Source organism: Streptomyces sp. NPDC104226, from assembly GCF_055584085.1.
This window is the reverse complement of sequence record NZ_JBVJMS010000010.1, coordinates 207,769-231,784: the sequence shown is the minus strand read 5'-3', so window position 1 is coordinate 231,784 and position 24,016 is coordinate 207,769. Positions and strand designations below refer to the sequence as shown.

Annotated in this window: 23 protein-coding genes; 10 read left to right on the top strand and 13 right to left on the bottom strand. The window is 69.7% G+C overall.

Translation table 11 applies throughout. The annotated features are described in order from the left end of the window. Positions 1-37: 37 nt before the first annotated feature. Both cydB and ACZ60J_RS29640 read right to left on the bottom strand, forming a co-directional pair. Entirely contained in the window at positions 38-1,039 is a 1,002-nt protein-coding gene (gene cydB, locus ACZ60J_RS29645) for a cytochrome d ubiquinol oxidase subunit II (RefSeq protein ID WP_469686519.1), read from the bottom strand. Positions 1,040-1,057: 18 nt separating this feature from the next. Continuing rightward, complete coding sequence (locus ACZ60J_RS29640) at positions 1,058-2,563, bottom strand: cytochrome ubiquinol oxidase subunit I (protein ID WP_469686517.1); 1,506 nt, start codon at positions 2,561-2,563, stop codon at positions 1,058-1,060. Between the two features lie 189 nt (positions 2,564-2,752). On the opposite strand from ACZ60J_RS29640, the gene ACZ60J_RS29635 reads away from it, so the two are divergent. Beyond that, entirely contained in the window at positions 2,753-3,121 is a 369-nt protein-coding gene (locus ACZ60J_RS29635; RefSeq protein WP_469686515.1) for a cyclophilin-like fold protein, read from the top strand. 37 nt (positions 3,122-3,158) lie between these two features. Here the strand turns inward: ACZ60J_RS29635 and hisC are convergent, their stop codons facing one another. Then, the gene (hisC, locus tag ACZ60J_RS29630; protein WP_469686513.1) at positions 3,159-4,241 is read right to left on the bottom strand and encodes a histidinol-phosphate transaminase; all 1,083 of its coding nucleotides are present in this window, start codon (positions 4,239-4,241) and stop codon (positions 3,159-3,161) included. Positions 4,242-4,603: 362 nt separating this feature from the next. On the opposite strand from hisC, the gene ACZ60J_RS29625 reads away from it, so the two are divergent. From ACZ60J_RS29625 to ACZ60J_RS29615, 3 genes are all read left to right on the top strand, one after another. Continuing rightward, a complete protein-coding gene (locus tag ACZ60J_RS29625) occupies positions 4,604-5,719 on the top strand; it encodes a LacI family DNA-binding transcriptional regulator (RefSeq protein WP_214954921.1) in 1,116 nt (371 codons plus the stop codon). Between the two features lie 215 nt (positions 5,720-5,934). Continuing rightward, positions 5,935-7,194 carry a metallophosphoesterase gene (locus tag ACZ60J_RS29620; protein WP_469686769.1) on the top strand — a complete coding sequence of 420 codons (1,260 nt, stop codon included), beginning with the start codon at positions 5,935-5,937 and terminating at the stop codon, positions 7,192-7,194. Between the two features lie 148 nt (positions 7,195-7,342). Further along, complete coding sequence (locus ACZ60J_RS29615; protein WP_469686511.1) at positions 7,343-8,155, top strand: hypothetical protein; 813 nt, start codon at positions 7,343-7,345, stop codon at positions 8,153-8,155. Between the two features lie 3 nt (positions 8,156-8,158). Here the strand turns inward: ACZ60J_RS29615 and ACZ60J_RS29610 are convergent, their stop codons facing one another. The 3 genes from ACZ60J_RS29610 to ACZ60J_RS29600 form a co-directional block, all read right to left on the bottom strand. Continuing rightward, positions 8,159-9,115, bottom strand: a complete 957-nt coding sequence (locus tag ACZ60J_RS29610; protein ID WP_469686510.1) for a hypothetical protein — start codon at positions 9,113-9,115, stop codon at positions 8,159-8,161. Positions 9,116-9,392: 277 nt separating this feature from the next. Further along, the gene (locus tag ACZ60J_RS29605; RefSeq protein WP_469686768.1) at positions 9,393-10,442 is read right to left on the bottom strand and encodes an aldo/keto reductase; all 1,050 of its coding nucleotides are present in this window, start codon (positions 10,440-10,442) and stop codon (positions 9,393-9,395) included. Between the two features lie 191 nt (positions 10,443-10,633). Further along, positions 10,634-10,999 (bottom strand): hypothetical protein, encoded by a 366-nt coding sequence (locus ACZ60J_RS29600; RefSeq protein ID WP_469686508.1) that lies wholly within the window; start codon positions 10,997-10,999, stop codon positions 10,634-10,636. A gap of 1,253 nt (positions 11,000-12,252) precedes the next feature. On the opposite strand from ACZ60J_RS29600, the gene ACZ60J_RS29595 reads away from it, so the two are divergent. Continuing rightward, positions 12,253-13,377, top strand: coding sequence for a tetratricopeptide repeat-containing glycosyltransferase (locus tag ACZ60J_RS29595; RefSeq protein ID WP_469686506.1), 1,125 nt, complete (start codon positions 12,253-12,255; stop codon positions 13,375-13,377). A gap of 92 nt (positions 13,378-13,469) precedes the next feature. On the opposite strand, the gene thiC is transcribed toward ACZ60J_RS29595, so the two are convergent. Next, positions 13,470-15,257: a phosphomethylpyrimidine synthase ThiC gene (thiC, locus tag ACZ60J_RS29590; protein WP_469686504.1), complete on the bottom strand. Its 1,788-nt coding sequence runs from the start codon at positions 15,255-15,257 to the stop codon at positions 13,470-13,472. A 211-nt stretch (positions 15,258-15,468) separates the two neighbouring features. On the opposite strand from thiC, the gene ACZ60J_RS29585 reads away from it, so the two are divergent. Continuing rightward, positions 15,469-16,866 (top strand): YibE/F family protein, encoded by a 1,398-nt coding sequence (locus ACZ60J_RS29585; RefSeq protein ID WP_469686503.1) that lies wholly within the window; start codon positions 15,469-15,471, stop codon positions 16,864-16,866. Between the two features lie 55 nt (positions 16,867-16,921). Here ACZ60J_RS29585 and ACZ60J_RS29580 read toward each other — a convergent pair whose 3' ends face one another. The 4 genes from ACZ60J_RS29580 to ACZ60J_RS29565 form a co-directional block, all read right to left on the bottom strand. Then, on the bottom strand, positions 16,922-17,371 hold the full coding sequence (locus ACZ60J_RS29580) for an SsgA family sporulation/cell division regulator (protein ID WP_469686501.1): 450 nt from the start codon (positions 17,369-17,371) through the stop codon (positions 16,922-16,924). 97 nt (positions 17,372-17,468) lie between these two features. Further along, entirely contained in the window at positions 17,469-18,206 is a 738-nt protein-coding gene (locus tag ACZ60J_RS29575; RefSeq protein ID WP_469686767.1) for an IclR family transcriptional regulator, read from the bottom strand. Between the two features lie 289 nt (positions 18,207-18,495). Continuing rightward, positions 18,496-18,723 carry a DUF5326 family protein gene (locus ACZ60J_RS29570; protein WP_469686499.1) on the bottom strand — a complete coding sequence of 76 codons (228 nt, stop codon included), beginning with the start codon at positions 18,721-18,723 and terminating at the stop codon, positions 18,496-18,498. A 172-nt stretch (positions 18,724-18,895) separates the two neighbouring features. After that, positions 18,896-19,213, bottom strand: a complete 318-nt coding sequence (locus ACZ60J_RS29565; protein WP_328299709.1) for a cupin domain-containing protein — start codon at positions 19,211-19,213, stop codon at positions 18,896-18,898. Positions 19,214-19,303: 90 nt separating this feature from the next. On the opposite strand from ACZ60J_RS29565, the gene ACZ60J_RS29560 reads away from it, so the two are divergent. The 4 genes from ACZ60J_RS29560 (at position 19,304) to ACZ60J_RS29545 (ending at position 21,953) form a co-directional block, all read left to right on the top strand. Beyond that, a complete protein-coding gene (locus ACZ60J_RS29560; RefSeq protein ID WP_469686497.1) occupies positions 19,304-19,687 on the top strand; it encodes a phage holin family protein in 384 nt (127 codons plus the stop codon). 12 nt (positions 19,688-19,699) lie between these two features. After that, positions 19,700-20,197 (top strand): low molecular weight protein-tyrosine-phosphatase, encoded by a 498-nt coding sequence (locus ACZ60J_RS29555; protein ID WP_469686495.1) that lies wholly within the window; start codon positions 19,700-19,702, stop codon positions 20,195-20,197. Then, positions 20,194-21,357 carry a cystathionine gamma-lyase gene (locus ACZ60J_RS29550; RefSeq protein WP_469686493.1) on the top strand — a complete coding sequence of 388 codons (1,164 nt, stop codon included), beginning with the start codon at positions 20,194-20,196 and terminating at the stop codon, positions 21,355-21,357. The genes ACZ60J_RS29555 and ACZ60J_RS29550 overlap by 4 nt, the downstream gene beginning before the upstream one ends. Positions 21,358-21,473: 116 nt before the next feature. After that, on the top strand, positions 21,474-21,953 hold the full coding sequence (locus ACZ60J_RS29545) for an NUDIX domain-containing protein (protein WP_469686491.1): 480 nt from the start codon (positions 21,474-21,476) through the stop codon (positions 21,951-21,953). Positions 21,954-21,979: 26 nt separating this feature from the next. On the opposite strand, the gene ACZ60J_RS29540 is transcribed toward ACZ60J_RS29545, so the two are convergent. Together ACZ60J_RS29540 and ACZ60J_RS29535 are read right to left on the bottom strand one after the other, a co-directional pair. Beyond that, positions 21,980-23,191, bottom strand: coding sequence for a globin domain-containing protein (locus ACZ60J_RS29540; RefSeq protein ID WP_469686489.1), 1,212 nt, complete (start codon positions 23,189-23,191; stop codon positions 21,980-21,982). A 121-nt stretch (positions 23,192-23,312) separates the two neighbouring features. Then, entirely contained in the window at positions 23,313-23,963 is a 651-nt protein-coding gene (locus ACZ60J_RS29535) for an HAD family hydrolase (protein ID WP_469686488.1), read from the bottom strand. Positions 23,964-24,016 lie beyond the last annotated feature (53 nt).

Below are 24,016 nucleotides of genomic sequence, written 5' to 3'. Positions count from 1 at the left end.
ATCGGGCGGAGCGGAGCTGGCGAGTCGGCGGAGCGGCTCAGTGCACGTCGACGATGTGCTGCGTGCCGATGCGCTTGCGGAACACCCAGTACGTCCACGCCTGGTAGAGCAGGACGACCGGGGTCGCCACCGCCGCGCACCAGGTCATGATCTTGAGGGTGTACGCGCTGGACGAGGCGTTGGTGACCGTGAGGTTCCAGGCGTCGTTGAGCGAGGACGGCATGACGTTCGGGAAGAGCGTCAGGAAGAGCATCGCGACGGCCGCCGCGATGGTGACCCCCGACAGGCCGAAGGACCAGCCCTCGCGGCCCGCGAGGTTGAAGCCGAGGGCGCCGACCAGGGCCAGTACGGCCACGATCATGGCGATCAGGCTCCAGCCGTCACCGCGCGAGACCTGGGTCCAGATCAGGAAGGCGAGCGCCAGCACGGCGGTCACCACCCCGAGCCGGGTGGCCAGCTTGCGCGAGCGGTCCCGGATGTCACCGACCGTCTTGAGCGAGGTGAACACCGCGCCGTGGAAGGTGAACAGGGTCAGGGTGACCAGGCCGCCGAGGATCGAGTACACGTTGAGCAGGTCGAAGAAGTTGCCGACGTACTCCATGTCCTGGTCGATCTTCACTCCGCGCACGATGTTGGCGAAGGCCACGCCCCACAGGAACGCGGGGATCAGCGAGGTCCAGAAGATCGCGTGTTCCCAGTTGGTCTGCCACCTGTCCTCGGGCCGCTTGTGCCGGTACTCGAAGGCGACCCCGCGGATGATCAGGCAGATCAGGATGAGCAGGAGCGGCAGGTAGAAGCCGGAGAAGAGGGTGGCGTACCACTCGGGGAAGGCGGCGAAGGTCGCGCCGCCGGCTGTGAGCAGCCAGACCTCGTTGCCGTCCCAGACGGGTCCGATCGTGTTGATCAGGACCCGCTTCTCGGTGCGGTTGCGGGCCAGCAGCTTGGTCAGGACGCCGACTCCGAAGTCGAAGCCCTCGAGGAAGAAGTAGCCGATCCACAGAACGGCGATGAGTACGAACCAGACGTCGTGGAGTTGCATGGTGTGGTCTCCTCAGCCTCAGTACGAGAAGGCCATCGGCCGGTCGGGGTTCTTGTCGTCCCCGCCGATCTTGGTCGGCGGGTTGAGGTCGGCCTCGGTGAGCTCGGGCGGGCCGGCCTTGACGTACTTCACGAGGAGCTTGACCTCGATCACGGCGAGCACGGCGTAGAGCAGCGTGAAGCCGATCATCGAGGTGAGCACCTCACCCTGGGAGACGTTCGGCGAGACCGCGTCCCTGGTGCGCAGGACCCCGTAGACCACCCAGGGCTGGCGGCCCATCTCGGTGAAGATCCAGCCCCAGGAGTTGGCGATCAGCGGGAAGCCCATGGTCCAGAGCGCGATGATCCAGTACCAGTTGGTGAACTTGGGGCTCAGCGCCTTCTTGAAGAGGACCAGGTGCGGGACCTCTTCCTCGCCCGTGCGCAGCCCCGGCGGCAGCAGGAACTTCCTGCGGGTCAGCCAGAGCCCCAGCACGCCCACGCCGAGCGACGCCATGCCGAAGCCGATCATCCACCGGAAGCCCCAGTAGGCGACCGGGATGTTGGGCCGGTAGTCGCCGGGCCCGAACTTCTCCTGCTCGGCCTTGTTGACGTCGTTGATGCCCGGGACGAAGGAGGTGAAGTCGTCGTTGGCCAGGAAGGAGAGCAGGCCGGGGATCTCGATGGCGACCTTGTTGTGCCCCTTCTCCACGTCTCCGTAGGCGAAGACGGAGAAGGGCGCCGGCGCCTCGCCGTCCCAGAGCGCCTCGGCGGCGGCCATCTTCATCGGCTGCTGCTTGAACATCACCTTGCCGAGGAGGTCACCGCTGATGGCGGTCCCCAGACCGGCGATGATCATGACGACCAGGCCGAGTCGCAGCGAGGTCCGCATGACGGGGATGTGCCTCTTGCGGGCCAGGTGGAAGGCCGAGATGCCGACCATGAACGCGCCGCCGACCAGGAAGGCCGCCGTCATGGTGTGGAAGAACTGGGTCAGCGCGGTGTTCTGCGTGAGCACCAGCCAGAAGTCCGTGAGCTCGGCCCGGCCGCGCTCGGGGTTCATCCGGTAGCCGACGGGGTGCTGCATCCAGGAGTTGGCCGCGAGGATGAAGTACGCGGACAGGATGGTGCCGATCGAGACCATCCAGATGCAGGCCAGGTGGATCTTCTTCGGCAGCTTGTCCCAGCCGAAGATCCACAGGCCGATGAAGGTGGACTCGAAGAAGAAGGCGATGAGCGCCTCGAAGGCCAGCGGGGCCCCGAAGATGTCACCGACGAACCGCGAGTAGTCGGACCAGTTCATGCCGAACTGGAACTCCTGGACGATGCCGGTGACGACACCCATGGCGATGTTGATCAGGAAGAGCTTGCCCCAGAACTTGGTGGCCCTGAGGTACTTCTCCTTTTCCGAGCGCACCCAGGCGGTCTGCAAGATCGCGACGAGCGCGGCCAGAGAGATCGTCAAGGGAACGAAGAGGAAGTGATAGACGGTGGTAATGCCGAACTGCCATCGCGCCAAGGTCTCTGGCGCCAAAGCTAGGTCCACGTCGTCGTCTCCTTCGTTTCGCCGTGGTCACAGCCGCAGTTTGCCGCTTGCATCCCACTCAATCCGGGAGGAAGCAGGACACGCTTGTGAACGCGTTCACATTCACAAGCATTATGTCGTACTGCTGTCGGCATCCTTCAGGGGGGTCCCCCCTAGCGAATAAATTCAACAGATTGTTGAATGCGACCCATGAAGATTCGATTCCTCTGGCCCGCGGGCCAGCTCACCGCAACGCTTGACGAAACCCCGACCGCCAAGGCGCTCGCCGACGCGCTCCCCATTTCCGCCGCCGCCAACACCTGGGGCGAGGAGGTCTACTTCGACACCGGCGTCTCCGTGGCACTGGAGCACGACGCCCAGCAGGTCGTCGAGCCCGGCACGGTCGCGTTCTGGACCGAGGGCGACGCGCTCGCGCTGCCCTACGGCCCCACCCCGATCTCCCGCGGGGGCGAGAGCCGCCTGGCGAGCCCGTGCAACGTCCTCGGCTCGTTCGACGGCGACCCCCGCCTGCTGGCCACCGTCCGCGACGGCGACCCCATCCGCGTGGAACTGGCCTGACACCAGTTCCGGAGCACTACCCCTCCTTCGGGAGCGCTCACATCTCCTTGAAGAAGGCCTCCGCCGTGTGCAGGAAGAGGTCGTTCGCCTCGGGCTCGCCGATCGTGACCCGCAGGCCCTCGCCCGCGAAGGGCCGGACCACCACGCCGGCCTTCTCGCAGGCCGCCGCGAAGTCGGAGGTGCGCTCCCCGAGCCGCATCCACACGAAGTTGGCCTGCGTCTCGGGCACCACGGTCCAGCCCTGGGCCAGCAGCGCCCCGTAGACCCGGGCGCGCTCGGCCACCAGCGACCCGACCCGGCCCATCAGCTCGTCCTCGGCCCGCAGCGAGGCGACCGCCGCGTCCTGGGCGAGCTGGCTGACACCGAAGGGCACTGCGGTCTTGCGCAGCGCCGCGGCCACCGGCTCGTGCGCGACCGCAAAGCCGACGCGCAGACCGGCGAGCCCGTACGCCTTGGAGAACGTACGCAGCACGGCGACGTTGGGGCGGCTGCGGTAGAGCTCGATGCCGTCCGGGACCTCGACGTCGCGGACGAACTCCTTGTACGCCTCGTCGATCACGACGAGGATGTCGGAGGGCACCCGGTCCAGGAACCGCTCCAGCTCGGCACGGCGCACGGCGGTGCCGGTGGGGTTGTTGGGGTTGCAGACGAAGATCAGGCGGGTCCGCTCGGTGATCGCCTCGAACATCGCGTCCAGGTCGTGCACGTCGCCCTCGGCCAGCGGGACCTTGACCGACGTCGCACCCGAGATCTGAACGATGATCGGATAAGCCTCGAAAGACCGCCAGGCGTAGATGACCTCGTCGCCGGGTCCCGCCGTCGCCTGGATCAGCGACTGGGCGACACCGACCGAGCCGGTGCCGGTGGCGATGTGATCGGCCGGGATCCCGAAGCGCTCGGCGAGCTCGTTCACCAGGCCGGTGCACGCCAGGTCCGGGTACCGGTTGAAGTGGCCGGCCGCCGCGACCGCGCTCTCCAGGACCCCGGGCAGGGGCGGGTACGGGTTCTCGTTCGAGGACAGCTTGAACGCGACCGGACCGCCCGCAGCCGCGGGCTTCCCGGGCTTGTAGGTGGGAATGCCGTCCAGCTCGGCGCGCAGCTTCGGGCTCTTCTCGCTCACCGCAGGTCCTCCTCGACCATCCCGTACGACGTCGCCGTCGCCTCAATACTCCTCACCTTATGAGGATTCCGCCGATCCGAGAACGGCGGGCGCCTGGAATGCGGGAGAGCGCACGCATATATGCGTGCGCCGGTGGCCTGCGCCGTGGCGCGCGTCCCTCGTACAGGTGAGTTGAGCAGAGCCCGAAGGTGCGCCGTTTTGGCATGCACGGTCCCGTCGACAAGGACACCAGACACCCCGAACAACCAAGCGCCTTCATTTCCAAGGTCATTGGGGGTGGCGAACCATGCAGAAACGTGCCTGTCAACGCGTGCATATGCATCCGGGCCGCGCTGCCCACCGAGCCCTACTATCGGCTCGCCATGACAGCAGCAGGGAAGCATCAGGTGAGCCGGACCGAGACCACCCGGCGGGCCGCCGGCCGACAAGGCCGGGCCGGCATCAGGGACGTGGCCGCTGCGGCGGGCGTCTCGATCACGACCGTCTCCGACGCCCTCAACGGGAAGGGACGGCTGCCGGACGCCACCCGTCGCCACGTGCGCGAGGTCGCAGACCGGCTGGGCTACCGCCCTTCCGCGGCGGCCCGCACCCTCCGTACCGGCAAGTCGGGCCTCATCGGCCTGACCGTGACGACGTACGGGGATGAACCTTTCACCTTCACCGAATTCGCGTACTTCGCGGAGATGGCCAGGGCCGCCACCTCCGCCGCGCTCGCCCGCGGCTACGCCCTCGTCATCCTCCCCGCCACCTCCCGGCACGACGTCTGGTCCAACGTGGCCCTCGACGGCACCGTCGTCATCGACCCCTCCGACCACGATCCCGTCGTCACCGAACTGGTCCGCCAGGGTCTGCCCGTCGTCTCCGACGGACGCCCGGCCGGCTCACTCCCCGTCACCGCCTGGGTCGACAACGACCACGAGGCCGCCGTCCTGGGCCTCCTCGACCACCTCGCCGCCGCCGGAGCCCGCCGCATCGGGCTCCTGACCGGCACCACCACCGACACCTACACCCGGCTCTCCACCACGGCCTACCTCCGCTGGTGCGAGCGCGTGGGCCAAGATCCCGTCTACGAGTCCTACCCCGCCCACGATCCGTGCGCCGGCGCCGTCGCCGCCGACCGGCTGCTCGCCCGGCCCGACCGGCCCGACGCCGTCTACGGCCTGTTCGACCCCAACGGCACCGACCTGCTCGCCGCCGCCCGGCGCTACGGCCTGCGCGTTCCCGAGGATCTGCTGCTCGTGTGCTGCAGCGAATCCACCGTGTACGCCAACACCGAGCCGCCCATCACCACCCTGTCCCTCAAACCGCGCCGCATCGGCACCGCCGTCGTCCAACTGCTCATCGACGCCATCGAGGGCGTCGACACGGGCGGACCCGTCGAACAGGTCATCCCGACCGAGCTGATCATCCGCACCTCGTCCCAGCGCAGGCAACCCCGTACGACCGTCAGCCCGCCCCGCTCCCCGGCGCAGGACTGACCACCACGCCGGCCCAACGGCGGGGCCGCCGGCCCCGCCCGGGATTTCAGCAACGGTCATATCGGGAGAAACCGGCAGGAAGGATCAGCTCCGGCCAGGATTCACCACCCCTGGTGCGTCACAGAGCGCGAGCTGCATTCCTATGATGGGCGCACGACATCACGGACCCACCGCCCCCGAGGCGGAACGGTCCGCAGGTGTACGGCAGCGCGAGGGTGGTGGAGGGGTCGATGACTCAGGGGGCCGGTCAGGGACCCGCGGTGCGGACGGACACCGAGCGGGACTTCCGGTTGCCGGTCGCCGCACCCGCCCCGCATCCCGTTCACCCGGGAGCCACAGCAGCCGGATCCGTCGGCTCCACGGGGTACGGCACGGACGCACCCGTCTACGGCGAGTACCCCGCGTACTACGACGCGGGCCCCGCTCCCGTCCCCGCGCAGCACGGGTACGGCCACGAAGCCCCGTACGGCGCCGCCGGCGCGTACGGAGAGCCCGCCGGCCACCAGACGGTCCACGCCTCCGAGGAGAGCGACCCCGACGGGTACACCCCGACGCAGCGCGACCTCCCCGTCATCGGGCGCGGCGCACTCGGCGGGCCCGGCGACACCGTTCAGATCCAGTACGTCCCCCAGGAGACCCCCGGCGAGGGCCCCGGCCCGCTCTACGTCGTCGGCGACGTCCACGGCTACATCGACGAACTCGTCGCCGAACTGCAGTTCCAGGGACTCATCGACGCCGACCACAACTGGTCCGCCGGCAACGCCCGGCTCTGGTTCCTCGGCGACTTCACCGACCGCGGACCCGACGGCATCGGGGTCATCGACCTCGTCATGCGGCTCTCCGCCGAAGCAGCCGCCGCGGGCGGCTACTGCAAGGCCCTCATGGGCAACCACGAGCTGCTGCTCATCGGCGCCAAGCGGTTCGGGGACACCCCCGTCGTCTCCGGCGCGGGCACCGCCACCTTCCAGGCCGCCTGGCTCCTCAACGGCGGCCAGCGCACCGACATGGACCGCCTGCAGGACGTCCACCTCCAGTGGATGTCCCGGCTGGACGCGGCGGTCCTGGTGGACGACCACCTGCTCCTGCACTCGGACACCACCGCCTACCTCGACTACGGCGACTCGGTCGAGGACGTCAACGACACCATCCACGAGCTGCTCAACCGCAACGACGCCGACATCACCTGGGACCTGTTCCGCAAGTTCACCAAGCGATTCGCCTTCCGCGACGAGGACACCGGCCCCCAGGCCGTACGCGAGCTCATCGGCACCTACGGCGGCAGCCGGGTCGTACACGGCCACAGCCCCATCCCCTACCTGCTGGGCGAAGTGGGCACCGAGGACGGTGACGGTGCACACGGCCCCGAGGCCGTCGTCGGCCCGCACGTCTACGCGGAAGGCCTGGCCATCGCGATGGACGGTGGCGTGACGATGGCGGGCAAACTACTCGTCGTGCAACTCCCGCTGAACGACTGAGGCTTCCCGGAGCTGGGTATTTCCGGAAAGCCCCTGTCGACGTACGGCGTGGGCGCTCTACCATCGCTCTATCCGTAGCAGGCTCTCCTCCGTTTGTGCCGGCGCCCCGTTCAACACGGACATACCGGTCCCCACGGAGCATCGGGGGATGCACATGACCAGCGCTCCGCACCTGCTCACCGAAGACCGACCGGAGTTCGATCGGCTCCTCGACGAGGCGCTGCGCACGGCGAACGACCGGCCCGAGCTCGCCGCCCTGGGCGAACGGCTGAACGCCGAACAGCTGCGCACCATGGCCATCGGGGCCACCGGGCTGCTGACGGCCGCGGCCGCAGCCGAGTACGACCACTACGTGAAGATCCGCAAAGAGCGTCAGGACGAGATACTGTCCACCCCCGGGACGACGGGGGAGGAGGGCGACGGGCAGGGCGGCGGCGCGGGCGTCAGCGCCGTGGTCGCGGTCCTCGCGCCGGTCCTGGCCGGCACCGCCATGCTGATCTTCCTGCTGGTGGGCTACATCCTGAAGATGATCGAACCCGAACCAGCCTTCGCCGACACGATGCTGACGGCTGGTTGGCTCTTCGGCGGGCTCACCGCGGCCGCCCTGCTCTCCGCCGCGATCGGGCTGCTCGTGACGGCCGTCCGCAACAGTTCCACCGAGGTGGCGGCGGACGAGACCGAGGCGGTGCCCGACGAGGTGGCGCGGGCCCGGGAGGCCTGGCGCAACGCCCTGCTGGAGCGGGGCATCGTGCCGTTCCTCCGGGACGCGCTGGCCGATCCCAGCGCGGGGGCCGGCTTCCCCTCCGCCAGAAAGCCGGGAGCCGGGCGCATCCCCAACCTGGGATACACCCGGCCCGATTTCACCAGTCCCGGGGCCCCGGCCGAGGGGCCCCGTCCCGGTTACTCGTCCCCGGACTTCACCAGTCCGGACTTCGGCGGCCCGGAGACCGAGCCGGAGTGAGGGCTACAGACCGTTCGGCGAGCCGGAGTGGGCCAGGTCGCCCTTCCACTCGACGCCCTTGCTTCGGAGGCCGAGCGCCGGGTTCGGAGCAGGCAGGAGCTGGGTCCAGGCCTCGTCCCAGACGAAGTTCTGGCCGTTCACGTCGCCGTGTGTCTGGAACACCTGGCCGGTCGTGGTCAGCACCTTGATAAACGCGTCATTGCCCTGGGCGGCGATGGAGATACCGCAGGCCAGCCCAACGGGGAAGCCCGGGTTGTCGTCGGGGTCGCTGATGTTCTGCCAGACCGGCACGCCGCCCGGCGTGGACGCCCGGCCCGCGTACGCCACCCCGCCCGTGAGGGCCGCGTGGAAGTCCTCGGTGTTCGAGGGCGAGTAGCTGTCGATGTCGCTGCACGGACCGGTTCCACCCGTGGCACCGGTCGCACCCGTGGCGCCCGTCGCACCGGTGGCGCCCGTCGCACCCGTGGCGCCCGTCGCACCCGTGGCGCCCGTCGCACCCGTGGCGCCCGTCGCGCCGGTGGCACCCGTCGCGCCGGTGGCGCCCGTGGCGCCGGTGTAACCGCGCGGCCCGGTCGCACCCGTGGCACCGGTCGCACCCGTAGCGCCCGTCGCGCCGGTGGCACCCGGGTAGCCGCGCGGCCCGGTCGGGCCCGTGGCTCCGGTCGCCCCTCGGGGGCCGGTGGGACCTGTCGCGCCCCTGTCTCCCTTGGGGCCCTTGGGTCCCTTGGGTCCGCGCGGGCCCACCTTGCAGTCGTCTCCGTGAGCCGCCGCCGGCGCGCTCGCTCTGTGGCGCTGGGACTTGCAGTGGTCCGGACCCCCCGACGCCTCGGCCAGCGCGACCGCCGGGGACGCCAGGCCGCCCAGTACCAGCGCCACCGTGGCGAGCGTGCCTCCCGTCAGCCAGCCGGCCCGACGGGGCAGCGGCCCCAGGTAGGTACGGGTCTTGTTCTCAGAACTCATGTACCGCTCCTCGCACACACCGGATCGAATGGAACTGCGAAGTCCGGAGATGCGACCGGGCTCCGCGGGCCATCCTGGGGACCCCGGCATCGCGAACCGGACCGGCGCGCCCATCGGTCAGCGGAACGGCGGAGCCCACACCGCCACTTGGCGGCCCGCCGCGGAGCCACACGGGTCCGCCCAGAGGTTCGCGTACTCGCCCTGGCTTCGCGGCGTCCCGTGTTTCACGTGAAACATCCGTTCCTGTTTCACGTGAAACATCGGAGAGCCCGCCCGTCTAGCCGGCAGACCGGTCTCCCAGCACCCGCCTGCGCTGAGCGACATCAGCGAGCGCCGGCGGGCGCCACGCCCCGTCCGGCTGGTACAGGTTCCGGCCCGGCTCCACGATCTCGTCGATCCGGTCGAGGGTCGCATCGTCGAGGACCAGTCCGGCCCCCTTCACCAGGGCTTCCAGCTGCTCCATGGTCCGCGGCCCGGTGATCACCGAGGTGACCGCGGGATGCGCCAACGGGAAGGCCACCGCCAGCTCGGGCAACGTGCAGCCGATGGAGTCGGCGAGCTCCACCAGCTGCTCCACGGCCTCCAGCTTCGCGACGTTGCCCGGAATCGCGGGGTCGAAGCGGGCCGGAGTCAGCGCCGCACGCCCCGAGGTCATGTCGACGGCGCTGCCGAGCCGGTACTTCCCGCTCAGGAACCCCGACGCGAGCGGGCTCCAGGTCAGGACGCCCATCCCGTACCTCCGGGCCACCGGCAGCACGCTTGTCTCGATCCCGCGCGCGAGGATCGAGTACGGCGGCTGCTCGGTCCGGAACCTCGGCAGGGCCCGCCGTTCGGCGACGTGGTGCGCCTCGACGATCTCCTCGGCCGGGAAGGTGGAGCAGCCGAAGGCCCGTATCTTGCCGGCCCGGACCAGATCGCCGAGGACGGACAGGGTCTCCTCGATGTCCGTGCCCTGATCCGGCCGGTGCACCTGGTAGAGGTCGATCCAGTCCGTATCCAGTCGGCGCAGGCTGTCCTCGACGGCACGCACGATCCAGCGCCGGGAGTTCCCGCTGCGGTTGCGGCCCTCGCCCATCTGGAAGTGCACCTTGGTCGCGAGCACGACGTCGTCCCGGCGGCCCTTGAGTGCCTTGCCCACGATCGTCTCGGACTCCCCGGCCGAGTACATGTCCGCGGTGTCCACGAAGTTGATCCCGTGATCGAGCGCGGCGTGGAGGATCCGTGCGCACTCCTCGTGATCCGGATTGCCGACCGCGCCGAACATCATCGTGCCGAGGCAGTGCGTGCTGACCTCGATGCCGGTCCCACCCAGAATTCGGTATCGCATGCTCATGCGCCGCACTGTAGAAGTTGGAGCGCGCTTCAACGCAAGCCCCTCTTAGGGGGTGTACAACGCTCGGAGCTCACGTGCCTGAACGTCAGCGGCCCGGACCGCCTCCCGGACCGACGTCCGGGGGCGGGCCGGGCCGGCCGCGTCCGTACTGCGTGGAGTTACTGCGTCAGGTCAGACGGGCCGGCTCACTTGCGGGGCTTGGCCGGGTGGGCGGGGTTGGCCTTGAGCGCCGGCGGGACCTGGTTCGGAGTACCGTGCGCCGTGAACTCGCCCTTGAACGGGGCTCTGAGGAGCACGGCCGGCGTGGGCGTCGTCTGCTGGAGCCAGCCTTCGTCCCAGACGAAGGTGTTGCCCTGGATGTCACCGTGCGTCTGCCACACGGTCCCCGCCGCCGTCAGCACCTTGACGTACGCGTCGTTGCCCCGGGCCTCGATCGCGACGGCGCAGACGTTGGCCGGGTAGTTGGGGTTCGCGGGATCGGTCATGGTCGCGACCGTGTTGGTGAGGTCCTGCCAGACGATCGCCCCACCCACCGATGAGGCCTTGCCCACGTAGGTCCTCCCGCCGGTGAGCGCGGCTTGGAAGTCCTCGGTGTTCGAGGGGGTGTAGGCGTCGATGTCGGAACACGGCCCGGTGGGCCCCGTGACCCCGGTCGCACCCGTCGCGCCCGTGGTACCCGTGGCACCGGCCGCACCCGTCGCGCCCGTCGCGCCCGTCGCGCCCGTCGCGCCCGTGGCACCCGTCGCGCCCGTGGCACCCGTCGCGCCCGTGACACCGGTCGCACCCGTGGCACCCGTGGCACCCGTGGCACCCGTGGCACCGGTCGCACCCGTCGTGCCTGTGGCACCGGTCGCACCATCGGCACCCGTGGCACCCGTCGCGCCATCAGCACCCGTCGGTCCGGTCGGGCCCGTCGGGCCCGTCTCGCCCGTGGCACCGGTCGCGCCATCAGCACCCGTGGCACCCGTCGCTCCGTCAGCACCGGTCGCACCCGTCGCACCATCAGCGCCCGTCGTGCCCGTCGCACCATCAGCACCAGTGGCGCCCGTCGCACCCGTGGCGCCGTCGGCACCAGTGGCGCCCGTGGCGCCGTCGGCCCCCGTTACCCCCGTCGCTCCATCGGCACCGGTGGCGCCCGTCGCGCCGCTGGCGCCCGTCGCGCCGGTCGGACCTGCCGGACCTGCCGAACCCGTCGGTCCCGTCGGTCCCGTCGGTCCCGTAGGCCCCGTCGCACCGGCCGGCGGGCACCCGTGGTGGTGGTCGCGGCCCTCGTCGTCGCCCCAGTCGCCGAGCTCGTCGCCGTTTCCGCCGTCCCGCTTCCAGTCCCGTGGCGGTCCGTCGTGCGGCTCGCAGTCCTCGCCTCCGCCGCCGCCCGACGGGGTCGTGGGTCTCACGGCCGCCACCGCCGGCCCGTCTGCCGCGACGACCGGGCCGGCCATGCCCACGAGTACGAGGGAAAGCGAGGCCAGGGCACCTCCCGCGATCCAGGCGCGATTGCGGGGGACAGGACCAAGGCGGAGCTTGGTCTGGTGCTCACGACTCATCTGCAGCGCTCCTTCGGAACGGAATGCGAGCCGGAGAAGTCGGCGCCCCGGCTGCGAGTTCGAACGTCCTTGGGACTTACGGACGGAGCTGCCCAGATCTTGAGATGACCGGAGCGTTTATCAGTAGAACGGCTTATCAGACGCCTCCGAACGGCTCCGCCACCGCGCACCGGCCGGTAGCGCCACCGGCGTGCCGCCGCCCCATCTGCACCCGTACTCCCTAACGTCGCCCGCGATCCGTCCGACGAGAGGGTGCTGCGGTGAGGCCGACCATCTGTCTGAACATGATCGTCAAGAACGAGGCTCCGACGATCCGGAAGTGCCTGGAGTCGGTGCGCCCTCTGATCGACACCTGGGTGATCGTGGACACCGGTTCCACCGACGGCACCCAGGACGTCATCCGCGACTGCTTCGCCGATCTGCCCGGCACGCTCCACGACCGGCCGTGGAAGGGCTTCGACGGCAGCCGCACCGAGGCGATCGAACTCGCGCGCTCCAGCGCGGACTACCTGCTGTTCATCGACGGCGACGACGAGATGCAGATCCGGCCCGGGTTCCGCATGCCGGACCTGGCCCTCGACGCGTACCAGGTGGCACTGCACGACGGTCCGATCGTCCACTGGCGGCCGGCGCTGGTCTCCACCCGGCTGCCCTGGCGGTACGTGGGCGTGCTCCACGAGTACATCGACTGCGGCACCGAGTACGGCCGCGAGGTGATCGAGGGCTTCAACATCCTGTCCGTCGGCGGTGGGGGCCGTCTCCGGGAAGAGGGCCAGCGGGCGAAGTACCTGCGGGACGCGGAGGTCCTCACCGAAGGCCTCGCGAAGGAGCCCGAGAACTCCCGTTACGCGTTCTACCTGGCCCAGAGCTGGCGCGACGCGGGAGAGCCGGAGAAGTCCCTCGAGGCCTACGACCACCGGGTCGCCATGGGCGGCTGGGCCGAGGAGACCTACTGCGCGCAGCTCTACGCCGCACGGCTCGCGGTCACCCTCCAGAGGCCCTCGGCCGAGGTGACGGACCGCTACCTGCGGGCACACGAGAGCCGGCCCTCGCGCGCCGAGGCCCTGGGCGACCTGGCCCGGCTCTGCCGCCTCGAAAGCCGTTGGCCCCTGGCCTACTTGTTCGCCCGGCAGGCCGTGCGGGTGCCGCCCCCGGACGACATCCTCTTCGTCGAGTTCGCCTGGCACGACTGGCGTGCGCTCGACGAACTCGCCGTGGCGGCCTACTGGACCGGGGAGTACCAGGAGTCCTCGGACTGCTGCGAACTGCTGCTCCAGGGCGGCAAGCTGCCCGACGACCAGCAGGACCGGGTCCTCGCGAACCTCGAGTTCGCACGGCGCAAGCTGGGCGTGGGCCTGGGCGTGACCTCCCGGGCCTTCGCCTGACCGTCCGCCCTCCCCCCTCGTCGGATCCCCACGGCGGCCCGCGACTCCCCCCTCGGTGTCGCGGGCCGTCCGTCTGTGCCGGTGGCGGGAGGTCAGTCCGCCAGCGGCAGGTACACGCGGTTGCCCGCGGCGGCGAACTCGGCGGACTTCTCCGCCATGCCCGCCTCGATCTCCTCGGCGCCCAGGTCACCGCCGTGCTGGCGGCGGATGTCCTGGGAGATCTTCATCGAGCAGAACTTCGGACCGCACATGGAGCAGAAGTGCGCGGTCTTGGCCGGCTCGGCCGGGAGGGTCTCGTCGTGGAACTCACGGGCCGTGTCCGGGTCGAGGGCCAGGTTGAACTGGTCCTCCCAGCGGAACTCGAACCGTGCGTCCGACAGGGCGTCGTCCCATTCCTGGGCGCCCGGGTGGCCCTTGGCGAGGTCCGCCGCGTGGGCCGCGATCTTGTACGTGATGACGCCGGTCTTCACGTCGTCGCGGTTCGGCAGGCCCAGGTGCTCCTTGGGCGTGACGTAGCAGAGCATCGCGGTGCCCCACCAGGCGATCATCGCGGCGCCGATGCCCGAGGTGATGTGGTCGTACGCGGGCGCGACGTCCGTGGTCAGCGGGCCGAGCGTGTAGAACGGCGCCTCCTCGCAGATCTCCTGCTGGAGGTCGATGTTCTCCTTGATCTTGTGCATCGGGACGTGCCCGGGGCCCTCGATCATCGTCTGCACGTTGTACCGCTTGGCGATCGTGTTGAGCTCGCCCAGCGTCTTGAGCTCAGCGAACTGCGCCGCGTCGTTGGCGTCCGCGATGGAGCCGGGGCGCAGGCCGTCACCCAGCGAGTACGTGACGTCGTACGTCGCGAGGATCTCGCAGAGCTCCTCGAAGTTCGTGTAGAGGAAGTTCTCCTTGTGGTGCGCCAGGCACCACGCGGCCATGATCGAGCCGCCGCGCGAGACGATGCCGGTCTTGCGGCGCGCGGTCAGCGGCACGTACGACAGCAGCACGCCGGCGTGGACCGTCATGTAGTCGACGCCCTGCTCGGCCTGCTCGATGACCGTGTCCTTGTAGATCTCCCAGGTCAGGTCCTCGGCGCGGCCGTCGACCTTCTCCAGCGCCTGGTACAGCGGCACGGTGCCGATCGGCACGGGAGAGTTGCGCAGCACCCACTCGCGGGTGGTGTGGATGTTGCGGCCGGTCGAGAGGTCCATGACCGTGTCGGCGCCCCACTTGGTCGCCCAGGTCATCTTGTCCACCTCCTCCTCGATCGAGGAGGTGACCGCGGAGTTGCCGATGTTGGCGTTGACCTTCACCAGGAACCGCTTGCCGATGATCATCGGCTCGATCTCGGGGTGGTTCACGTTGACGGGCATGACCGCGCGACCTGCGGCGATCTCCTCCCGGACGACCTCGGGGGAGACGTTCTCGCGGATCGCGACGTACTCCATCTCCGGGGTGATCTCACCGCGGCGGGCGTACGCGAGCTGCGTGACCGCGGCGCCGCCGCGGCCGCGGCGGGGCTGGCGCGGACGGCCCGGGAAGACCGCGTCGAGGTTCTTGAGGCCACCGCGGGGCGAGGTGTGCTTGATGCCGTCGTCCTCGGGGCGCACGGGGCGGCCCGCGTACTCCTCGGTGTCGCCGCGGCTGATGATCCAGTTCTCGCGCAGCGGCGGCAGGCCCCGGCGCACGTCGGTCTCGATCTGCGGGTCGGTGTACGGACCGGACGTGTCGTAGAGCGTCACGTCCTTGCCGTTGGTGAGGTGGACCTGACGGACCGGCACCCGGATGTCGGGGCGGGAGCCCGCCACGTAGCCCTTGTGCCAGCCCGGCTGGCGCTCGGTCTGGCCGTCGGCGTCCTGGCTGACGGCAGGCGTGCGTGCGTCCTGAATGGTCATGAGACCTAATCTCCCTACGCCGGCATTACCCGGTAACAGGTTCGGCGGTCGACGCAGCCTCCTCCCGTACGCATATTCGAATGCGAACGGTGATCAGCGCCCTCTCAGCCCGGTGCTCCGAGCTCCCGCGTTGTGCAAAGTAGCCCCCACGCTAGCGTCATGTGTGGCGTGCTGAACAGTGGGCCCCCTCATCTGTTGCGATGATCAGCCAGTGACGTCCTCGCCGCAGCCCCCCATCGAGCCCACGGATCCCGCTGGTCACGCAGGCCACGCGCACGCGGAACCCGGTCACTCGCCCGCCCCCTCTGCCGGACACTCCCACGGCCATGCGCACAGCCACGGCCCGGCGGCCCCCGTCTCGAAGCACCTGCGCAAGGTGATCGCGGCCGTGCTGATCCCCTTCGCCGCAGCCGTCGTGATCGGCATGGTGGTGCTCTGGCCCGGCGGCGCGCCGGGCCACGAGCGCACCGGGGTCGGCTTCGACCGGCAGACCCAGCAGGGCACGGTCGTCGCGCTGCAGACCGTCGACTGCAAATCCGTGAACGCCGCGCAGGTGCCGCCCACCGGCGACACCTCCACGCCCGAGGGGCGCGAGGCCCTGGCCGCGCAGAACGGCGAGTGCAAGAAGGCCACGATCAGGGTCGGCAGCGGGCCCGACAAGGGCCGTGAGTTCGTCGAGATCGTCCAGCCGGGCGCACCACGCCAGTTGGCGGACGGCCAGGGCGTGGTGGTCGCCTACGCCCCGGACGCGCCCCTGGACCTCCAGTACGCAGTGATCGACGTGAACCGCAAGCTGCCGATGGCCCTGCTCGCCGGCATCTTCGCCCTCTCGGTGGTCCTCGTCGGGCGGATGCGCGGGCTTTTCGCGCTCATCGCCCTCGTCGTCAGCTTCGCGGTGCTGACCCTCTTCATCCTCCCGGCGATCCTGCAGGGGTCGAATCCGCTGGTCGTGGCCGTGGTCGGAGCCAGCGCGATCATGCTCATCGCGCTCTACATGTGCCACGGCCTGACGGCCCGCACCTCGGTCGCGGTCCTCGGCACCATCATCTCGCTGCTGCTGATCGGCGTTCTGGGCTCGCTGTTCATCGACTGGGCGTTCCTCAGCGGCAACACGGACGACAACACCGGGCTGATCCACGGGCTCTACCCGAACATCGACATGAGCGGTTTGCTGCTTGCGGGCGTCATCATCGGATCGCTCGGCGTACTCGACGACGTGACCGTCACTCAGACTTCGGCGGTCTGGGAACTCCACCAGGCCGACCCGTCGATGGGCCCGCGCGGGCTCTACCGGGCAGGCATCCGGATCGGCCGGGACCACATCGCCTCGGTGGTCAACACGCTGGTACTGGCGTACGCGGGCGCGGCGTTGCCGCTGCTCCTGCTGTTCTCGATCGCGAACAGCAGCATGGGGTCGGTGGCCAACAGCGAGCTGGTCGCGGAAGAGATCGTACGGACCCTCGTGGGCTCGATCGGACTGGTCGCCTCGGTACCCGTGACGACGGCCCTGGCCGCTCTGGTGGTGTCCGCGGACCGCGCGGACTCCCCGGCGGCCACAGCGGCTTCGGGGCCGCTCCGCGGCGGCCGGGGCCGTCGACGCAAGCGCTGAAAGGCGGGCCGGCGGGCGCGGCGGGTCAGTTGGCGCAGGCTCGCGTCAGCCCGCGTCAGCCCGCGTTCTGCTCGTTCTGCTGCGACTCCGCGAGGATCTTGTCGAGCGCCTCGTCGAGGTTCTCATCGAAGTCCCCGAGGTTGCGCTCCTGGCCGAGCGGAACGATCCGGTCGGTACGGTCGAGGAACGCCACGAGGGGCGCTGCGCTCGCACGGAAGAGAGCCCGGTCTGCGCCCACTTGCAGCCGGATGTGGACGTCGGACAGTTCCTCCGGATCGGTCGGGGCGATGTGGACGTCGCCCTCACCGCACGGCTTGTTGATGCCGTCGAGGAGGAGCTCCCGGCCGAACGCCCAGGTCACGGGCGCGTCTCCGGGAAGGTGGAAGGTCAGGCGGACTGCGTAGGGGTCACGAGCGTCGTACCGGAGTTCCACCGGGATCCGGAACGAGAGCTCCTCGGAAACGAGGAAGCTCATCATGACCTCTGCCTGTACCGACTCGCGCATTGCCTACCCCGCTGTAGTGGAAGTGGCCAGGAATGATCCCCCAAGGCCCTCTTGACAAGAGTGGTGGAAGCGCTTGCAGATCACAAGGAGTGAGTTTTCAGATACTGATAGAGAACGAGAGGGTGCTCAACAGCGCGCCTACTTCACTCCGTAGTCGATCGAGCGCATAGAGCAATCGGCCTTCCTGGTGCAGAGGAAGAGAAATCGCCATGGTCGCGGCAGTGTCTCCGGCCGTGATGGGGATGGCCGCGCACACCGTGCCCAGGGCGTACTCCTGACGCTCGGTCACCGGCTGCATCCGCTCCATGGAGACGATCCGCTGCTCCAGAGCATGGAGGTCCCGCACGGTGTGGGCGGTGATGGCCTCGACCGGATGACGGTCGTAGTAGTCCCTGCGCGTCTTCTCGTCGAGCTGGCCGAGCAGGCACTGCCCGATGGCGTGCGCATGGCCGGTCTCGCGGAAATCGGCCCACTCTTCGCAGGCAGGGTTCGCCGGGGTGTCCGAGACGCCCACGACCTCGATTTCACCCTCGCGGTAGACGGCGAAGTAGACGGGGGCCCCGACCACGTCGCGGAAGTGCGCGAGGGAGTCGAGGATCATGCTGCGACGTTTCTGCTGAAGTCCGCCATCGGCCAGTCGACCCGCGGCGTCCCCCAGGACGAAGACTCCGCACTCCCGTCGCAGATAGCCCTCGTGCGTCAGGGTGCGCAGCAGGTGGTACGCGGTGGGAAGCGGGAGCCCGGCCTCGCGCGCCAGTTGTTTCGCCGGGGCTCCCTCACTATGGGAACCCACCGCTTCGAGCAGCCTCAGTGCCCGCTGCACCGAACCGATCAGAGTCGGCACACCGGAATTGTGAACCGAAGGCAAAGCTCACCCCCAGGCGTGGCGGCGAGCCTTGGGGGCCCGCCCTGCGGGGGCCGCCCCCGCGCGTGCCGTGACTCCTGGGGGTCGTGCTCGGTGGCTGTACCAAATAACCGCAGGTCAGAGCGGCAGTACCGGCGTTCGGTGCCCAGGGAACGGCACAGATTGCCACTCTATCCGCCGATTCCCGGGCTGTGAGCGGTTTAGGGCTTCACGTTCCCTCAGCTGGGTTAATCCCGCTGTGACCCTGGTTGCGCCAGTTCTACCACTTTCCGGCGGAGGACTTCGATTCGGTGCCCTTGAACTTCCTGACGACGAAGATCAGGCCTCCGACGAGGGCCACGAGGAGCAGCGCCTTGAAGAGGAAGCCGATCAGCGCGCCGATGATGCTGGTGATCACGCCACCGAAGACGAACAGCACCAGCAGCGGAACGGCGACCCACTTGACCCACCAGGGCATGCCCTCGAATATCGCTCGGATGCCTTCCATGTCCTCGACCTCTTCCTAGTCTGTCCAGCGGTGAACTCCTGCTCTCGATGCTAGGAGGCCGGTGCGCTCGGCGGGGGCCCGCGAGCCCTCGTAGTCCCCTGATCCGACCCCTAGGGGGACGGGGCTCCGGACCCTCAGTGCCGCTCGGTTCACCTCAGTCCGGGGGGGCCGTTCACCCTTCCGGCGGAGAGAAGACGACCATCACCTTCAGGTTCTCGGTGATGTGGTGGAACTTGTGCGGCACCCCGGCCGGCACGTAGACCACGCTCCCGTTGGCGACCATCGTCGTCTCCTCCCCGACGGTGATCGAGGCCCGGCCGCTCACGACGAAGTACACCTCGTCCTGGCCGTGGGGCTGTTGGGGATCGCTCTGCCCGGCGTCCAGCGCGTAGAGCCCGACCGACATGTTCCGCTCGCGCAGGAACTGCAGGTAGGCGCCCTCGTTCGCGGCCCGCTCGGCCTCGAGCTCGTCCAGCCGGAAGGCCTTCATCTTCTTCGTACCCCTTGTGCTCTCTCGTCCGGCGAGCATCCACAGCTCAGCTGATGTTCCACCGGGACCATCTCTGCAACGATCAGACACATGACGAATTTCGTAGTCAAGACCCTCGCCAACGCGGCAGCCCTGGGCGTCGCCATCTGGCTCGTCGCAGGCATCACGCTGGACGACGGCAGCAGCATGGGCCACCGCGTGTGGTCCCTGATCCTGGTCGCGCTGATCTTCGGCCTGGTCAACCTCATCGTCAAGCCCGTGGTCAGGCTGCTCTCGCTGCCCCTGTTCGTCCTCACCCTCGGTCTCTTCACCATCGTGGTGAACGCGGCGATGCTGCTGCTGACCTCGTGGCTGGCCAAGCAGTTCGACCTCAGCTTCCACGTCGACAACTTCTTCTGGTCGGCGGTCGTCGGCGCCCTGATCATCTCCATCGTCTCCTGGGCCCTGAACATGGTCCTGCCCGACAAGAACTGAGGCCGGGCGCCCATGTACCGCGTGTGCTTCGTCTGCACCGGCAACATCTGCCGCTCGCCCATGGCCGAGTCGGTCTTCCGCTCCCACGTGGCCGACGCCGGGCTCTCGGGCCTGGTCGAGGTGGACAGCGCCGGCACCGGCGGCTGGCACGAGGGGGACGGTGCCGACCCGCGCACCGAGGCCGTCCTGGAGGCCGCCGGGTACGAGCCGGGCCACCGGGCCCGGCAGTTCCGGGCCTCCTGGTTCGCCGGCCTCGACCTCGTCATCGCCCTAGACGCCGGGCACCTGCGTGACCTGAGGGCGCTCGCCCCCACCCCCGAGGACGCCGCCAAGGTCCGGCTGCTGCGGTCCTACGACCCGGCGGCCTCCGCCGCCCAGACCGACGTACCGGACCCCTACTACGGCCCCCTCGACGGATTCGAGGAGTGCCTGCAGCTGGTCGAGGCCGCGAGCCCCGGCCTGCTGGCCGCCGTAAGCGAAGCCGTGAAGGACAAGGAGCACACCCCATGAGCGCCCCCGACCCCGTGCCGCCGAGGGCGGAGCGGTTCGGCGACGGCACCGTCGCCGTCCGCGCCGGTCTCCCCGAGCCCGTCAAGAACGAGCCTCCGCTGCCCGGCCCCGTATTCGCCGCCCACTTCCACCTTCCCGGCGACGTCGAAGGCCCCTACTCCTACGGCCGCGACACCAACCCCACCTGGACCCTGCTGGAGCGGGCCATCGGGGAGCTGGAGGCCCCCGGCCTGGACGGGGCCGACACGGTCGTCTTCGCCTCCGGGATGGCCGCGGTGTCCGCCGTCCTGCTCTCCCAGGCGCGCGCCGGCGAGACCGTCGTCCTGCCCGACGACGGCTACCAGGCCCTGCCCCTCGTACGGGAACAGCTGGAGGCGTACGGGGTCCACGTGCGGACCGCCCCCACCGGCGAGGACGCCCAGCTCCCGGTGCTCGACGGGGCCCGGCTGCTGTGGCTGGAAACCCCGTCCAACCCGGGGCTCGACGTCTGCGACGTACGGCGCCTCGTGGACGCGGCGCACGCCGGCGGAACCCTCGTCGCCGTCGACAACACCCTCGCGACCCCGCTCGGCCAGCGCCCCCTCGAACTGGGAGCCGACTTCTCGGTGGCCAGCGGCACCAAGGGGCTGACCGGCCACGGCGACCTGCTGCTCGGTTACGTCGTCTGCCGCAACGCCGAGCTCGCCGCGGGCATCCGCCGCTGGCGCAAGGTGGTCGGCGCGATCCCCGGCCCCATGGAGGCCTGGCTCGCCCACCGCTCCCTGTCCACCATCCAGCTGCGCGCACAGCGCCAGTGGGCCAACGCGCTCGCCGTCGCCGAGGCCCTCGCCGACCGCGGCGACGTCACCGGGCTGCGCTACCCGGGCCTGCCGTCGGACCCGTCCCACAAGACGGCCGCACGGCAGATGCGGGGCTTCGGCTCCGTGGTCTCCTTCACCCTGGCCGACCGCGCACACGCGGAACGGTTCATGGCCGCCCTGCGGCTCGTCGAGGACGCCACCAGTTTCGGAGGCGTGCGGTCCACCGCGGAGCGCCGCCGGCGGTGGGGCGGCGACGCGGTCCCGGAGGGCTTCATCCGCTTCTCCGCAGGGGCCGAGGACACCGAGGACCTGGTCGCGGACGTACTGCGGGCACTCGACCTGGCGGCTGCGGAGAGCTGACCGGCCGCCCGTAGGCGGTCCGGGCACGCCGCCCGGGCTCGGACCGCCCCTCTCCCCGACCTGCGGGTTTCACCCGGATGCGTTTCAGAAGCGGAAGTCTGGGCCACTCTTCTCCCATGACCGAACGTCCAGTGGTCAAACGCACCGCCCGCGCGATCCTGCTCGACGGTGACGACCTGATCCTCATCAAGCGGACCAAACCCGGCGTCGACCCGTACTGGCTCACTCCCGGCGGAGGCGTCGAGTCCACGGACCTGACCGTCGTCGACGCCCTCCACCGAGAACTCCACGAGGAGCTCGGCGCGAAGATCACCGATGTCGTGCCCTGCTTCGTCGACACCATCGAGCACATCGCCGACGGGGGAGTGACCGGCGTCAAGGTGCAGCACTTCTTCGTCTGCCACCTCGAATCCATGGACCCCAGCCAGCGGCACGGCCCCGAGATCGACCAGCCGGAGGGCGAGTACGAGATCGTCCGGGTGCCGTTCAGCCGTGTCGGCATCGCCGCGGTGCACCTCGTCCCGCTGTCCCTGCGTCACTACCTCGACGGCAACATCGAGGGCGTGCGCGCCATGCACGCCCCCGACCTGGGCTGACCCACCTCACGCGGGCGCCGCCGCAATCAGCCGGCGACGCCCGCCAGTTCCTCCACCTCGTCGTGCCGGATCCGCTCGCCGGGGATCCCGATCCGCTTCAGCGCGTCCACTCCGCTGCGGATCATCGCGGCCGGCCCCGAGACGAACGCGTCGTACGAGCTCCAGGGCCCGTGGGTACCGACGGCCTGCGGCAGTTGTCCGGCAAGCCCCTCGTCACACACCACCGGGCGCACCGACAGCCAGGGGTGCGAGCGCTGCAGCCCCAGCAGCGTGTCCTTGTCGTACAGGTCGTCGTCGCTGCGCGCCCCGAAGAACACCTCCACCGGACGCCGCTCCCCGTGCTCGGCCACGTCCTCGATCAGCGCCTTGATCGGGGCGATCCCCGTGCCGCCGCCGAGGCAGAGCATTCCGTTGTCGGTGCTGTGGTCGACCACCATCGATCCCGTCGGGGGCCCGAGCCGCAGCACGTCGCCGGGCCGGGCGTGCCGGACGAGCGCGTTGGAGACCCATCCCGCCGGTACGGCCTTGACGTGGAAGGACAGCAGTCCGTCCGCGCGCGGCGCCGAGGCGAAGGAGTAGTGCCGCCAGATCCGCGGCCACCACGGGGTCTCCAGGCTCGTGTACTGGCCCGCGAGGAAGGGGTAGGGCTGGTCGGGGCGGACGGTGATCACCGCGATGTCGGAGGTCCGCAGATCGTGGGAGACCACCTCCGCGTGCCACCACGGCGGCGCCTTGGACTCGTCCTCGGCCGCCGCGTCGATCATGATCTGCGAGATCGCGGTGTACGCCCGTACCCAGGCGGCCTCGGTCTCCGGCCCCCAGCTGGAATCCGCGTACTTGGCCAGCGCCCTGATCAGGGCCTCCCCGACCGGCGGATAGTGCTCCGGCCGGGTTCCGTACTTGCGGTGCCCCGTGCCCAGCCGGCGCAGGTAGGCGGTGAGCACCTCGGGGTTGTCGATGTGCTCGGCGGCCGTCAGCAGCGCCTTCAGCAGCCGGTCGCGCTGTACGTCCATCGCGGCGGGGAACAGGCTCCGCAGATCGGGGTACCCCGTGAACACGACGGCGTAGAAGTAGGAGGTCACCTTGTCGGCGACGGGTGCGATCTCCGCGAGGGTCCGGCGGATGAGAACGGCATCGGGTGAGGGCTCGGGCGCACTGTCCCCGGACGGTATCCGGGACGGCCCCCGTCTTGCCGATCTGGTGGGCGGAGCGTCCATGCGGTGCCTCGCTTCGAGCATCTCGGTAGGTCTGCACACGCCACGGCCTTCGAATCCGTGGTTCCGGGTTTCACAGCGTGCCAGTCCGCCCCAGAGCCTGCGGGGAAATGCGGGAATTCCGCGTTTCGAACCCACTTTCCCCTTAAGATGCCTCAACTCCCATGCGCGCCACCCCTGTCAGCTGGTATGCCTCACGCAGGTCCCGGCCCTCGTAGACGTGCGTCGCCCGCTCCACCAGGTAGGGCCGGGCATTCACCGCGACCGAAACCGGGACCACGTCGAAGAGCGCCATGTCGGTGCTGGAGTCCCCGTACGCAACACAGTCGGCCCGGGTCACGCCGAACCGCGCGCACAGCTGGTCGGCGACCGTGACCTTCCCCTCCGGCGTCAGGATCCCGGCCACGTCCACCGGCCGGGTGAAGGGCACTTCCGGGAAGACCGAGCCGTGCGCGGCGTGCGCGCCCCACTCCAGCAGGAGCTCCACGAAGAACGACGGCGACAGCGAGATCACCGCGCAGTACTCCCCGCGCTCCCGGATCTCCTTCCAGACCTCCTGGATCCCCAGCAGCCACGGAGCCGCGTCGAACGCCGCCCGGACGTGCGCCGGGGTCAGATCCGCCCAGAGCTGCTGGATGGCCGTCGCGAACTGGAACGGCTGGAGCTCCAGCGCGGCGAAGGACCGCTCCAGCGCGGCGATCTCTTCGCTCAGCCCGAGTTGCCGGGACATCTCGACAGGCGACGACGTGCCGTACATCAGCGTTCCGTCGAGGTCGAACAGGTGAAGGCGGGTCATAGCCGTCGAGGCTAGCCCCTATGTTTCACGTGAAACAGTGCCCCGCCCGGACA

What these genes read in the sequence shown, in the direction of transcription:
- cydB (WP_469686519.1), bottom strand. Translation starts at nt 1,039, where the DNA reads ATGCAACTCCACGACGTCTGGTTCGTACTCATCGCCGTTCTGTGGATC.
- ACZ60J_RS29635 (WP_469686515.1), top strand. Translation starts at nt 2,753, where the DNA reads ATGAAGATTCGATTCCTCTGGCCCGCGGGCCAGCTCACCGCAACGCTT.
- ACZ60J_RS29625 (WP_214954921.1), top strand. Translation starts at nt 4,604, where the DNA reads ATGACAGCAGCAGGGAAGCATCAGGTGAGCCGGACCGAGACCACCCGG.
- ACZ60J_RS29615 (WP_469686511.1), top strand. Translation starts at nt 7,343, where the DNA reads ATGCACATGACCAGCGCTCCGCACCTGCTCACCGAAGACCGACCGGAG.
- ACZ60J_RS29610 (WP_469686510.1), bottom strand. Translation starts at nt 9,115, where the DNA reads ATGAGTTCTGAGAACAAGACCCGTACCTACCTGGGGCCGCTGCCCCGT.
- ACZ60J_RS29605 (WP_469686768.1), bottom strand. Translation starts at nt 10,442, where the DNA reads ATGCGATACCGAATTCTGGGTGGGACCGGCATCGAGGTCAGCACGCAC.
- thiC (WP_469686504.1), bottom strand. Translation starts at nt 15,257, where the DNA reads ATGACCATTCAGGACGCACGCACGCCTGCCGTCAGCCAGGACGCCGAC.
- ACZ60J_RS29580 (WP_469686501.1), bottom strand. Translation starts at nt 17,371, where the DNA reads ATGCGCGAGTCGGTACAGGCAGAGGTCATGATGAGCTTCCTCGTTTCC.
- ACZ60J_RS29570 (WP_469686499.1), bottom strand. Translation starts at nt 18,723, where the DNA reads ATGGAAGGCATCCGAGCGATATTCGAGGGCATGCCCTGGTGGGTCAAG.
- ACZ60J_RS29565 (WP_328299709.1), bottom strand. Translation starts at nt 19,213, where the DNA reads ATGAAGGCCTTCCGGCTGGACGAGCTCGAGGCCGAGCGGGCCGCGAAC.
- ACZ60J_RS29560 (WP_469686497.1), top strand. Translation starts at nt 19,304, where the DNA reads ATGACGAATTTCGTAGTCAAGACCCTCGCCAACGCGGCAGCCCTGGGC.
- ACZ60J_RS29555 (WP_469686495.1), top strand. Translation starts at nt 19,700, where the DNA reads ATGTACCGCGTGTGCTTCGTCTGCACCGGCAACATCTGCCGCTCGCCC.
- ACZ60J_RS29550 (WP_469686493.1), top strand. Translation starts at nt 20,194, where the DNA reads ATGAGCGCCCCCGACCCCGTGCCGCCGAGGGCGGAGCGGTTCGGCGAC.
- ACZ60J_RS29545 (WP_469686491.1), top strand. Translation starts at nt 21,474, where the DNA reads ATGACCGAACGTCCAGTGGTCAAACGCACCGCCCGCGCGATCCTGCTC.
- ACZ60J_RS29540 (WP_469686489.1), bottom strand. Translation starts at nt 23,191, where the DNA reads ATGCTCGAAGCGAGGCACCGCATGGACGCTCCGCCCACCAGATCGGCA.
- ACZ60J_RS29535 (WP_469686488.1), bottom strand. Translation starts at nt 23,963, where the DNA reads ATGACCCGCCTTCACCTGTTCGACCTCGACGGAACGCTGATGTACGGC.